Genomic DNA, 12,530 nt, shown 5'->3' on the forward strand with positions numbered 1-12,530 from the left:
ACGACCGCGTCAAGGACATCAGAGACCGCAAAGACGTCGAGGGCGTCGAGAAGGCGACGGCTGAGACCGGTACGACGGCGGGTGGGCGTCGCCGCCGCGCTCGCCGTGTCCGCCGCCATGACACTGACCGGCGCCGACTTACCGGCCGACGGCGCTGCGCACGCCCTGCGCGTCCCGGCCGTCTCCTCGGGGAACGCCCGCTTCGAGATCCTCTCGCCCACCTTGATCCGTACCGAATACGCGGGTGACCGGAAGTTCACCGACGAACCGACGTTCAACGCGATCGGCCGCGAAGGGTTCGAGCCGGCCGCGTACAGCGCGACGACGTCCGACGGCTGGCTCACCATCGAGACGAGCGCGATGAGCCTGCGCTACAAGGTCGGCTCGGGCCCCTTCGACGCCCAGAACTTCTCCCTGCGGTCGGTGGCGGGCGGCACTCCCGTGACCTCCGCTCCCTGGCGGCGTCTGACCTGCGCGCTCGGGACCCTGTGCGAGGCCGAGGGTCTTCGTCTCGACGGGCTCTCCGTCGCCTCCGACCACGGCGGCCACACCGGGAGCGGGTTCGCCGCGGGATTCGAGGGCACCGGCAGTTCGGCATCCGCTGACATCGATGTCAAGGACGGCGGGACGTATCGGTTCGACCTGCGCTACGCCAACTCCCTCGGCGGTGACGGCCAGACCCGCACCCGCACCTTGACGCTCACCGTGGACGGCGGCGCACAGCAGACGATCTCCCTGCCGGTCACGGCGGACTGGGACACCTGGAACACCACTTCGGCAAGCGTCCGGCTCGGCGCGGGCCATCACACCCTCGCCCTGACCCGGACCGCCTCGGACTCCGGCGGTGTCAATGTCGACAGCGTCGCGCTCGTCCGGCCCGGCGACGGCTTCCCGCCCGTCTCCAGCACCGCGATCACGGACTGCGCGTACGGCACGAGCTGCGAGGCGGAAGCCGGACGCATCGGCGGTACGGCGGTCGTCGCCACCGATCACGAGGGATACGCCGGCGGCGGTTTCGTCGGCGACCTCCACCAAGGATCGAGTCTGACGACCCACGTGGTCGGCGTGCCCGCCGACGGCGTCTACACCCTCCGGGTGCGGTACGCCAACGGCGTCGGCGGCGACGGCCTCCACCAGCCGCGCACCGCCTCCGTGTCCGCCGCCGGATCCGGTGGCACCATGTCGTTCCCCACGACGAAGGGCTGGGACGACTGGCAGACCGCCGCGCTTCCCGTCACCCTCACCGCGGGAACCAACGACATCACCCTCGGCTGCCCCGGCGCGGCAAGCTGTCACATCAACGCGGACACCGTCTCGGTGGCCGACCCCGGTACGGCCGCGCCCCCGCCGCACCTCGCGCTCGGCGGATACCGCCGGGGCCTCGACGGCGTGACCGGCAACGAGAGCTCCGTGCCCACCACGCCCGGCCTGCTCAACCAGGACGGCTGGTACCTCCTCGACGACACGACGTCCGCGGTGTACGACGCCACGGCTCACAAGACGGCCCCCCGCCCCGGCCACGGCGGCACGCCCTACCAGGACGGCTACGTCTTCGGCTACGGACACGACTACAAGCGGGGACTCACCGACCTGGCCACACTGACCGGTCCGCCCGCGCTGCTGCCGCAATGGGCCTACGGCGTCTGGTACTCGGAGTACATCGACCGCACCGCGGCCGACTACGAGAACACCATCCTCCCGGCGTTCCGCTCCGAAGGCACACCGCTGGACGTCCTGGTGACCGACACGGACTTCAAAGCCGTGAACACCTGGAGCGGTTGGGAGATGGATCCCGCGAAGTTCCCCGATCCCACGGGCTTCTTCGACTGGTCGGCTTCGCAGGGACTGCACAACACGCTCAACGTGCACCCCAGCATCCTCGCCTCCGATCCCCAGTTCGCCCAGGCGCAGGCCACGGCCAAGGGCAAGCTGACCAAGGGCGGTTGCGCCTCGGGAGCCGCCGTCGAGAACAACTGCTACACCTTCGACTTCGGCGACCCGGACCAGCTCAAGGCGTACATGGACCTGCACCGGACGATGGACCGGCAGGGGAACGACTTCTGGTGGCTCGACTGGTGCTGCGACGCGTCGCGGTCGTCCCTGAGGGGCGTCACACCCGACGCGTGGATCAACCAGCAGTACGCCACCGCCAGTTCCGCGAACCTCGGCCGCGGATTCGTTCTCTCCCGGGCCTACGGATCGTTGCAGGCGGCCGGTTACAGCGGCCAGCAGGGGCTGCCGACCGGGCCGTGGGCCGACAAGCGCAGCACCGTCCACTTCACCGGTGACACCTCCTCCACCTGGGGCGTGTTGAAGCTGGAGGTCGGCTACACCCCCGGGGAGTCCGCCGCGACCGGCATGGCGGCCGTCACCCACGACATCGGCGGGCACAACGACACGACAGGGCTCACCGGTTCGGAGAAGTACACCGAGGGCGGGCAGAGCCGCACCACGCGCAAACTGCCCGACGACCTGTACGCCCGTTGGGTCCAGTTCGGCACGTTCCAGCCCATCGACCGGCTGCACAGCAATCACAGCGACCGGCTGCCCTGGCAGTACGGGACCGCGGCGCGGCGGTCGGCCGACAAGTTCCTCAATCTCCGCGAGAACCTGGTGCCTTACACCTACACGCTCGCCGAGGAGGCGAACCGCACCGGCGTGCCCATCGTCCGCCCCACCTACCTGGAGTACCCCGACGAGCCCCAGGCGTACGCCGCCGCCGACAGCGAGTACTTCTACGGCTCCGACATCCTCGTCGCCCCCGTGACCACGCCGGGCACCTCCGCCACCACTTCGGTATGGTTCCCGCCCGGCCGGTGGACCGACTACTTCACGGGTGAGACGTACACCGGCGGAGGCACCCAGGACGTCACCACCGGCCTGGACTCGATGCCGGTCTTCATCAAGGCGGGCGGCATCCTGCCCACGCGCACCCACGACGTGACCGGCAACGACAAGAACCCGCTGACCGACGTCACGCTCACCATCGCCGCCGGCCGGGCGGGGTCTTTCCACCTGTACGAGGACGACGGAGTCACCGGTCGCAAGGGCAGGAGCGCCACGACGACGATCCGGTACCAGGAGAAGGGGCAGCGCCACACGGTGTCGATCGGTCCGGCGCGGGGCTCCTTCCCCGGTCAGGTCAAGAACCGCCGGTGGACGATCGCCCTCATGGCGGCGCACGCGCCCACCGAGGTCTCGGCGACGGGTGCGCACCTGTCCCCGCAGGCGTACCACTGGGACGACACCTCGAAGGTGCTGACCGTCACGCTTCCGCGTCGCAGCGTGCGTACCCCGATCACCGTCACCTTTCGGTAGGGGGCAAGTAGCCTCCTGGAGCGATCCGGGTTCCGGTCACGGAGCGGCAGCACATCGCTCCGTGGCCGGCCGTCTTCGACGGTCCGGCCCCGCTCCGCGGGGCGGGCCCTCTTCGACGGCCCGCCCTGACGCCCATGACGCACCGCACAGGTTCACGGGAGACACCGACGCATGAAGACGCCACCATCGCCGCCCGTGCCGCCGTCCGCGGAAACGCCGACCGACGGATCATCCGTCCGGATCGGTGCTCTCGTACCGCTGACCCGGCCCGGCTGGGCCGAGGCGGGCCGACACCTGCTCACCGGACTCGAACTGGCTGTCGACGAAGTCAATGACACCGGCGGCATGGCGGGGAAACCCCTCGAACTGCTGGTCCGCGACACCGCGGCCGATCCGCGGAGGGCCGCGGCGGCCGTGGACGAACTGGCCGGGCTGGGGGTGGCCGCCCTGGCGGGGGAGTATCACAGCGTCGTCGCTCGGGCCGCTGCCGCCAGGGCCGACGCGCTCGGTGTGCCGTTCCTCTGCTCGTCGGCGGTGCTCGACACCCTGACCGAGCGGCCGACGCCCTGGGTCGCGCGCCTCGCCCCGGCGCAGTCCCACGGCTGGACGGTCTACGCGGACTTTCTCCTCGGCGCGGGCCACACCCGTATCGCCGTGGCGACCGAGCCGAGTGTCTACTGGGCGTCCGGGGCCGGCATCCTGCGGAACCGCCTCGCCGCACACGGCGGTTCCGTCGTCGAACTCGACATGCGCGCACTGACTCCCGCGGCCGTGTGCGACGAACTCGTCCGCCACCGCGCGACGGCACTGCTTCTCCTGGTCGGTCATCCGGAACCCGCGGTGTCGATCGTCACGTCGGTCCGCCGCGACCAGCGCCTGCCCGGGATCATGATCGGTGCTCCTGCCGGACAGCCGGAGTTCGCCGAATGGGTCACGTCGGCGGGCGACGACGGCGCCGGCGTCCCGTTCCTGCGCTACCTTCCCGAGCGCCTGAGCCCACTCGGCGCGCGCGTCGGGACGGCCCTGCGTGAGCGGCTGGGCCAGGCGCCCTCCTTCGTCGCCTTCGAGGGCTACGACACGGTCACCGTCCTCGCCGACGTGCTGCGATCCCAGGGCGCGGACCGGGCACGGATCGCCGCGGCCTGGCCGGGCGTCGACATCGAGGGGACCCGCGGGCGGATCAGGTTCTCCCGTGTTCCGGGCGTCGGCGTCTGGCAGTGGTCATGGGCACCGGTCCAGGTCGTCGAGCGAGTACGGGCGGAACCCGGCCGCTTCCGGATCCTTCACTCCGGGTGAGGGACCCAGGGCGCACGTGGCGGGCGACTGCCGCGCCGGGGCCGTGCGCGCGGCCGCCGCCGAGGCTCGATCCGGCCACTGGCGCGAACGTGACACAACAAGTCTCCGGCAGTGCAACCATTCGCACCCCGGGCATGTCTTTCCCAGTGAAATAGTGTGTCCCCTTCACCAGGAGCATCTGGGGGCGTCATGCACCACCGTCCATCCCGCACCGCCGTAGTCGCCGGCACCATTCTCGCCGCCGTCGGCGCCACGATCCCCGCCTCCGCGGCCGTCCAGCCGACGGCAGCCGCCACGCCTACGTCACCCGCCCGTGTCGTCAACGCCCGCTGGGCCGGGCACTGCACCTACGACCGGCTCGTCATCGACGTCCAGGGCGGCACCCCGTCCGTCGCCGTGAGCCGGGTCAGCACCCTCCGCTACGACGCTTCCGGCAAGAAGGTCCCGCTCGCGGGGAAGTACTTCCTGAACATCAGGCTCTCTCCCGCGGTCGCGCACAACAACGCGGGCAACTCCGTGTACCGGGGGCCCCGACTGGTGAAGATCCCGTTGTACAAGCTGAAGGGCCTGGCCCTGACCGGGGACTTCGAAGGAGTCGTCTCCTTCGGAACCGCGTTCCAGACCAAGCCCTCGTACAAGGTGCTCAAGCTGCACAGTCCCGAGCGCGTCGTCGTGGACTTCAGCCACACCAACCGCTGCGGCTGACGGCTGTCTCGGACGGCGAGCCCGGATCCTCTGCCGAGGTCCGGGCTCGCCGCGGTTCACGCCCGGTTCACCCCGGTGCCGACCGCTTCGGCATGCTTCTTGCACAGGCGCTGGAACTCTCCGGCCGGCAAGGCCGCTCCGAATCGGCGGAGGTTCGTGAGCGGGATGGCGCGGGTCTCGCTGTGCTGGGCCCAGCTCTGCCTTCCGGCCGGGTCCCACGTGGATGCGCAGGCCAAGCGCGTGAAGCCGGTGCCGCTGTCCTTGTTCTGGCTGGTGAGGTAGAACGCGGCGACGGCATCAGGGTGGACGGACTTGATGATGACCGGACGGTCCTTGACCGTCCCGGCGTCCTCCATGAACGAAACCGCCGCCCACCAGACGTCGCCCGGCTCGGGGGTGGTGCCCGTGCGCTTCCCGGCGGAGCGGATCTTGAACCAGATGTACACGGGGACGGCGACGACCGCGAGGAGAATCGCCATGACGATGAGCTGCCCCGCGGCCCAGAAGACCGGGGCCACGACGGCTATCGCCAGAAGGTCGCGGACCTCGGGCTTGACGACCGCCGCCGGAAGCTTCCCGCTGACAACGACGGAGAGGCGCCACCAGATGAACGACGCACAGGCGTAGCCGATCGTCGTGAGGAGCCTTGTGGCCAGATCCGTGGTGCCGCCGAGGACGAAGAAGCACACGAACAACGCCGCGAGGGGCCACACGAGATGGATCACCCTGGTGGTGGATCCGGCGCCTGAGGTGGAACGAGTGAGCATCGGGTGAGGTCTCCAAAGAGGTGCGCCCGTCGTCCCCCGGCGACAGAAGTTGATCAAGCTTGCGCGACCTTATGGCACCGTGAAGAAGGTGTAAAGAGTCGGTGGGGTTTGTATGGTGGTCGCGCCGATGCGCGGTCAACCTCCTTCACCCCGCCCTCCTCGCGTCCCACCGTTTTCTTCTCGTCGGCCAACACCGTGGTGCAGACTGCTCGTTGACGTGCGGACGAGGGTGGGGGGAGCCGGTCGTGCGGGAGGATCTGGCGGTCAACCTCGTGGCCTCGCTGTTGGCGTTCGGCGTGGGCTGGCTCGGCCGTGCGCTGCTCCACCACTACCGGACGAGGACTCCGGCGGCGCGTGTGTGGCGGCTGGACCGGGACCGCCGGGTCGTGATGGTCGTAGGGGAGTCGGGCGGGTCCTCGTCCGCGTACCCGAAGATCCCGGAGACCGACGCCCTCGCGGCCATGAACCTGCGTCAGTTCCTCTCCCAGGACCTGGGGTTGCACGAGGCGGCGACGGTACGGGCCAGGGCCTTCGCCATGGCGTCGGACGCCGAGGAGAACCTGGTCGTGATCGGTGGGCCGGTGCACAACGGCGTCTGGACACTGCTGACCGACCGGCTCGACCCGCCGTACGTCTTCCGGCGGTTCCCCGACGAATACCGCGTCGTCGGCGTGGAGAGCGGTGAGGAGTACGGCGAGTCGGACGTGGACACGGCGACCCTCGTGGACCACGCCATCGTCGTGCTGGCGCGCAATCCCTTCGCGGCGGGGAGCCGCTTGATCATGATCGCGGGCTGCGCGCTCCTGGCCACCTCGGGCGCGACCCAGCTCTTCGCCCGCGGTGAGATCCGCGCACTGGCCAAGGCGTACGACACGACGTCGCCACTGGCGCTCGTGGTCCGCGTCGAGAGCGTCGGCGGATACGTGCGCCGGCCCGAGATCGTGGCAGCCGCCAACTTCGCCCAGGCCCCGGCCACTCGTACCGCTCCGGCCACGCGCCCCTGACGTCCGGCGGACCCGGAGGGGAGCGGCCCGGAGCCGGCCGGTTCCCGCGTCGGCGGGCTTCTGCCCCGGCGCGCTCGGATGTCGCGAAAGGGGCGGGCGAGCGCCGTGTCCTCGGCTGCTCGCCCGCCCCGGTCCGGCCGGACCTGCTGGGTCGCGCTCTACGGCGCGATCTCGAACCGCGGGGGCCGAAGACCCGCGAGGCAGGAGGTGTCCGCCGACAGCGGCCTGTCGAAGAACGACTGGGTGATCGTCTGCGCGCAGGGCGATTCGGCGAAGGCCACGTGGGCGACGTACGGGACGGTCACGGTGGTGGCGCGGGGCAGGGTACGGGCCACGTACGGGCCGTTGCTCGGCGCGGTCTGCGCGTCGAAGCCGGCCGACATGACCAGGGTGGGGATGTCACTGCGTACGACGCTGCGGACGGCACGCGGTTGTGCGGGGACGTTCCAGGCGCGGCAGTCGTCGTGGAGGAAGGCGAGCTGCGGCGCGTTGGCGAGGACGGAGCGGGGGAACGTGGGGAACACACGCCGGCCCGCCCGGATCACCTCGGCCTGGGTCTCGTACGGTGTCCACTCGCCGCAGAAGACGCCGTAGGAGAGCCCGTGCGCGACCCGGCCGACGGCCTGCGGGCTGAGCTTGCCCCCGGCCCACTGCTCGGCGATGCGCTGCGGGTTGCCGTGCGCCAACTCGTCGATGGAGCGCGGCACTCCGGACGCCAGGTGGGTGGCGGAGGTCAGCCAGGTCACCAGCGTGCCGCCGTCGATGACGACCTTCACCGGTCCGGGCTGTCCGGGGACGGTGACGTGGGTGGTGACCGGACGGGCTTCGAGCTTGCTCACCAGGCCCTGGAAGGTCCTCGACAGATGGGGATAGCGCTGGTTGCACGCGGGCTGCCGCGCGCAGGCCGCGAACAGGCCGTCGAAGCCCTCGCGCGCCGCCTTCCAGGTCACCGCGCCCCCGGCCAGGGAGGGCGGCAGCACGCCGTCGATGCCGACGGACCGGACGCCCTGCGGGTGCGTGCGCATGTACGTCAGGGCCAGGTCCGTACCGTACGAGATGCCGAACACGTTCCAGCGCTTGATGCCCAGCGCGACGCGCAGGTCGGCGTAGTCGGCGGCGCTCTCGGTGGTGTTGTAGGCGCCGAGGTCGGCGGTGCGCCGCACCAGTTGGTCGCGGCAGGCCCGCGTCGCCTGGACGTGCAGACGTCCGGTGGAGGGGGCGTCGTAGACCAGTCCGACGACGCGGGCGTTGAACTCGTCGATGTTCGGGCAGGTGAGCACCGGGTCGGCGGAGTAGGTCCCTCGCTGGGACATGAAGATGACGTCCCGGTCGCGGTTCAGGCCGCCGTCGACCGCCAGTTGGGCCTCGGAGACGGCGTCGTCGCCGGGCCCGCCGGCGAACCACACGATCGGGTCGGACGCGTGTCTGCGGGTGGCGGCCGGCACGATGGCGACGGAGAGGGTGATCTTCCGCCCCCGGGGGCGGGAGCGGTTCTCGGGCACGGTGAGCGTGCCGCAGTTCGCCCCGGCCAGAGCGGGGACGGGGTCCGCGGTTCGTGGACAGGGGCCCGGTACGAAGCGGGAGTGGCCGGCCGTCCGGGCGACCGTGCCCGGAGTCGTCGTGGCCCCGGGCTCGGCCTCGGCGGGGGAAGCGGCGAGACCGGCGACCAGGAGGCCGGCCGTGGCCCCTGCCAGCGCGGCGGGGAGCCGTCGCGCGGTGCCGCGGCGGCGCGGCGGACGGATGGACATCATGACTTCTCCCGAGCGGGGACGATGGTGAACGGTTTCGGCGTCAGGCCCGCGACACAGCGGGTGTCGGGTGCGGTGGGACGCGTGAGGAACGAGGTCAGGACGCTCGCCGCGCACGGTGACTGGGGGACCACCCAGTGGCCGATTCCGGGAATCGGCACCGTCGTCGAGCGGGACAGCGTGCGGGCCGCGTACGCGCCCCAGCGGGCCCCCGTCTTGGCGTCGAAGGTTCCCGACAGCACGAGTGACGGCACGTTGCTCACGGTCGTCACTCGCTGGACCGCGGTGCGGTCCGGGACGTTCCAGACGCGGCACGCCTCGTGCTGGAAGGGGAGCTGGGGTGCCTGGGCGAGCACCGAGTCGGGCCACCCGGGGAAGGCCCGGCGGCCGGCCGCGAGCAGGTTGGCCTGCGAATAGCCCGGCACCCACTCGCTGCAGGCCACGGACTGTGTGAGGCCGTGCGCGAACTCGCCGATGACGGGTGTGGCACCGGCGGCGCGGGCCCGGGCGAAGCGCTCCGGATCGCCGTGGGCGAGTTCGTCGAGCGCCGCGGGGACGTCGACGGCCGGGACGGCGTTGGCGACGAGCAGATTGACGAGTGCGCCTCCGTCGAGGACGACCTTGACCGGAGCGCCTCCCGCCGGAGGCTGTGCCATCACCGTCAGGGGGTGTGCCTCGAGCCGCCGGACCTGCTGGGTCAGCGTGCGCGAGAGGTTCGGGTAGTGGTTCCTGCACGCCGGCTGGGCCGCGCAGGCGGCGAAGACGGTGTTGATGCCTTCCTGCGCGCTGTCCCAGGTCCACGGCAGACTGACGATCTGGGGAGGTACCACCGAGTCGATCGCCACCGAACGGACGCCCTGGGGGTGGCGGCGGAGGTAGGTGAGCCCGAGGTCGGTGCCGTAGGAGTATCCGTAGACGTTCCACCGGCGGATCCCGAGCGCCTTGCGCAGGTCGGCGAAGTCGGCGGCGTTCTCGGTGGTGTTGTAGGCGCTCAGGTCGACGCCTTCGCCCGCGAGACGGCCCCGGCACTGTTCGGTCGCGCGCACCAGGCGCCGTCCGGTCGACGCCGCGTCGTAGCGCAGTCCGACGGACTCCGCGTAGAAGCGGTCGATCTCCGGGCAGGCGAGGTTCGGCTGCGCGTAGAGCGTCCCGCGCTGGGTCATGACGATCAGATCGCGGTCCCGGTTCACACCGGCGCCGATCACGAACGGCATGTCCCCGAACGCGTCACCTCCGGGACCGCCGGCCATGAACACGACCGGATCCGCGGACGGCTTCGCCGAGACGGCCGGGATGATCGCGACGGCCAGCCGGACCGTCTGCCCGCCGGGACGGGCGCGGTTCTCGGGAACCTCCAGGAACCCGCACCGTCCCGGGACCGGCTCGGGCGTCTCCGGGCACGGGCCGGGCACGAATCGCGCGGGCGTTCCGGGGCGTGGCCCGCCTGCGGGGGCCGTCGCGGCGTGGCCGGGTGTCGGGATGAGGAGACCGACGAAGGCCAGGCCCGCCGCGGCGACGGCCACTCTGGTGCGTACCTGCCGGGAGCGTTGCCGCGCGAAGCGGTACGGCGTCCGCCCCGGGTCGGATCCGGAGCCGCTGCGGTGTTCTTCGCCCTCGAGGGAGCCATCGCCATCGCCTTTACGACGGCCACCGCCATCTCCCTTGCGACGGTCACCGCCGTCGCCGTGCCCGGTGCCGCCGTTCCAGCGACCGCCCGTCCGACTGCCGCCGCCGCTGCCGTTCCGTGTGCTCCCGCCGTCGCCGCTCCCGCGGACGGTCGGCGGACAGCCCGTTCTGCTGCGCTGTTCCCTCATGTGATCCCGTTTCTCTGACGTCCCCGGCCACGCCGCCGTCGCGACGCGGGGCAGGGTTCCGCCCGCCACCGCCTGCTGCGGGCGGGCACCACGAGGGCCAGCCTCGGTGCGTGGACGGACGTCCACCACTCATGGGCTCCACTCGGAGCAGTTCACGGGCTCACTCGGAGCAGTCCTTGATCGAGGGGCGCGTTCCCCCGCGCGCGGCCTCGACGGAGCCCCCGCTCGCAGCGGAGACCCTGGTCGACGGCGGCTTTTCCGGGTCCTTCTCGGTGACCACGGCACCGGCGGCGAGGAGCGTCGCGGCGGAGAGGCTTCCCCACAGGGCGGCGGGGCCGTGGGGGGCGAGTGCGGTGATGACCGCGGGGGAGACGGCGAGGCCGAACCCCGTGGAGAGCTGGAAGCGAGCGAGGGCGCGTCCCAGGGCCCGGTCCGGGGCGAGTGCGGTGACGAGCGCGATGGCGCTGCCCGCGTAGATGATCTCGCCGACGGTGCAGACCACGGACACCGCCGCGACCGCCGGGGCACCCCAGCCGGCCCCCGTGGAAGCGGCCGCGAGGAAGCCGAGGTACGACACGGCCAGCACCACGCCGCCGAGCGCCAGAACCCTTCTCCTGGGGAAACGGGACAGGAACACGGTGACCGGAACCTGCAGAGCGACCACCAGCACCGTGTTGGCCACGAAGACGGCCGCCGACCAGACGGGGGACGCGTGAAACTGTGTCGCCAGGATCAGCGGGAGAGCGATTTCGGGGATGTTGAGGCAGAAGACGTAGACGACGTTGGCGGCCAGCAGTGCGCCCGTCCGGGGTACGGGCTCGCGCTTGCGGTCCTCGGCCGGAGCGGTGGCCGGACGCGCGTGAATGTGAACCGACCAGGCCAGCGTCGCCGCGACGAGATAGGCGAGTCCGGTGACGACCGCCAGCACCCGCAACGCCTCGCTGCCCCCCGCCAGGCACGCGGTGGCGACGAGCCCGCCCGCGCCCATTCCGGCGTTGCGCAGAGCCCGGCCCGCGGCCAGCGCGGCGTCACGTTCGCGGCCGTGGGCGACCGTGGCCACGAGAGCCGCGTGCGCGGCCGGCCAGGCCTGGTTGCCGATGCCGAGGAAGAGGGCCGCCGTCGCGAACAGCCACGCGTGCCCGGCCGAGTCGGCCAGCAGCAGTACGACACCGAGCACGCGCACGAGCATCGACGCCGCGACGACCGTGCTGCGTGCTCCCCGGTCCAGCCATCGGCCCACCGCGGGCATGCACAGCAGACCCGCGACGACACCGACCGTCATGGCGGTGCCCGTGACGGGTGCCGACAGCTTCGACACCGTCACCCCGTACAGGAGCAGAAAGGGGCGCAACAGGCCGGTGCCCAGGGCGTCCACGGCCAGGGCGACGGCATAGCGGGGGCCTCCTGAGGCGCGGACGAACGCGCGGTACCGGGTTCTGCCGATGATTGCCATGACGTCAAGAGGAGTGCTGCTCAGGGGTGTTGGGCACATGAGTTGACGGACATCGTCAACCGGCGAGGCCGTCGGCCGCCTCGTCGGGGATCCTGAAGAGGTGACGTCGAGGATCGACATCGGCGGACTGCCGTACGAGCGCCTGCGCTTCGCCGCCGACCGCCAAGAAGACCGGCCACACCAGCGGCACCGCCCTCGACACCGGGATGTGCCGCGTGGAACGCGGCGAGGGCGTCGAACAGCGGGGAGAGGGTGCGGCCGATGACCATCCCGACGGTGAGCCGGCCCCGGACCGGGCCGGTCACCCCGCCCGCCCGCTGATCCCATGGCGTTCACCGGGGCTCGGTGCAGCCGGGCGGGTACCGGGGCGCAGGGAGCCGGTGGGGCGTGTCCCCGGCGTGCCGTTTCCGTGGCCTTGCCCGCGA

The 12,530-nt window shown here is 71.6% G+C and carries 8 protein-coding genes and 1 pseudogene; 4 read left to right on the forward strand and 5 right to left on the reverse strand.

Features of this window, described 5'->3' with window-relative positions:
- The first annotated feature begins 117 nt into the window (after positions 1 to 117).
- The 3 genes from ACFYW9_RS14110 to ACFYW9_RS14120 all read left to right on the forward strand — a co-directional run bounded on the left by ACFYW9_RS14110 (position 118) and on the right by ACFYW9_RS14120 (position 5,319).
- Positions 118 to 3,318 (forward strand): TIM-barrel domain-containing protein, encoded by a 3,201-nt coding sequence (locus ACFYW9_RS14110; protein ID WP_389149625.1) that lies wholly within the window; start codon positions 118 to 120, stop codon positions 3,316 to 3,318.
- A 171-nt stretch (positions 3,319 to 3,489) separates the two neighbouring features.
- Positions 3,490 to 4,614, forward strand: coding sequence for an ABC transporter substrate-binding protein (locus tag ACFYW9_RS14115; protein ID WP_389149035.1), 1,125 nt, complete (start codon positions 3,490 to 3,492; stop codon positions 4,612 to 4,614).
- 189 nt (positions 4,615 to 4,803) lie between these two features.
- Complete coding sequence (locus ACFYW9_RS14120; RefSeq protein ID WP_351869907.1) at positions 4,804 to 5,319, forward strand: hypothetical protein; 516 nt, start codon at positions 4,804 to 4,806, stop codon at positions 5,317 to 5,319.
- Between the two features lie 56 nt (positions 5,320 to 5,375).
- Here the strand turns inward: ACFYW9_RS14120 and ACFYW9_RS14125 are convergent, their stop codons facing one another.
- On the reverse strand, positions 5,376 to 6,086 hold the full coding sequence (locus ACFYW9_RS14125; protein WP_389149038.1) for a hypothetical protein: 711 nt from the start codon (positions 6,084 to 6,086) through the stop codon (positions 5,376 to 5,378).
- Positions 6,087 to 6,331: 245 nt separating this feature from the next.
- Between ACFYW9_RS14125 and ACFYW9_RS14130 the strand changes: the two genes are divergently transcribed.
- The gene (locus tag ACFYW9_RS14130) at positions 6,332 to 7,090 is read left to right on the forward strand and encodes a hypothetical protein (protein WP_389149041.1); all 759 of its coding nucleotides are present in this window, start codon (positions 6,332 to 6,334) and stop codon (positions 7,088 to 7,090) included.
- Positions 7,091 to 7,248: 158 nt separating this feature from the next.
- On the opposite strand, the gene ACFYW9_RS14135 is transcribed toward ACFYW9_RS14130, so the two are convergent.
- The 4 genes and pseudogenes from ACFYW9_RS14135 to ACFYW9_RS14150 all read right to left on the reverse strand — a co-directional run.
- Positions 7,249 to 8,841 carry an alpha/beta fold hydrolase gene (locus ACFYW9_RS14135; RefSeq protein WP_389149043.1) on the reverse strand — a complete coding sequence of 531 codons (1,593 nt, stop codon included), beginning with the start codon at positions 8,839 to 8,841 and terminating at the stop codon, positions 7,249 to 7,251.
- On the reverse strand, positions 8,838 to 10,088 hold the full coding sequence (locus ACFYW9_RS14140; RefSeq protein ID WP_389149628.1) for an alpha/beta fold hydrolase: 1,251 nt from the start codon (positions 10,086 to 10,088) through the stop codon (positions 8,838 to 8,840). Before ACFYW9_RS14140 ends, ACFYW9_RS14135 begins: the two co-directional genes overlap by 4 nt.
- 724 nt (positions 10,089 to 10,812) lie before the next feature.
- On the reverse strand, positions 10,813 to 12,105 hold the full coding sequence (locus ACFYW9_RS14145; protein ID WP_389149046.1) for an MFS transporter: 1,293 nt from the start codon (positions 12,103 to 12,105) through the stop codon (positions 10,813 to 10,815).
- Between the two features lie 194 nt (positions 12,106 to 12,299).
- Positions 12,300 to 12,410 (reverse strand): annotated as a pseudogene (locus ACFYW9_RS14150) (LysR family transcriptional regulator); the annotation flags it as partial.
- Positions 12,411 to 12,530: the final 120 nt, after the last annotated feature.

Source organism: Streptomyces sp. NPDC002698, from assembly GCF_042888945.1.
Taxonomy (GTDB): Bacteria; Actinomycetota; Actinomycetes; order Streptomycetales; family Streptomycetaceae; genus Streptomyces.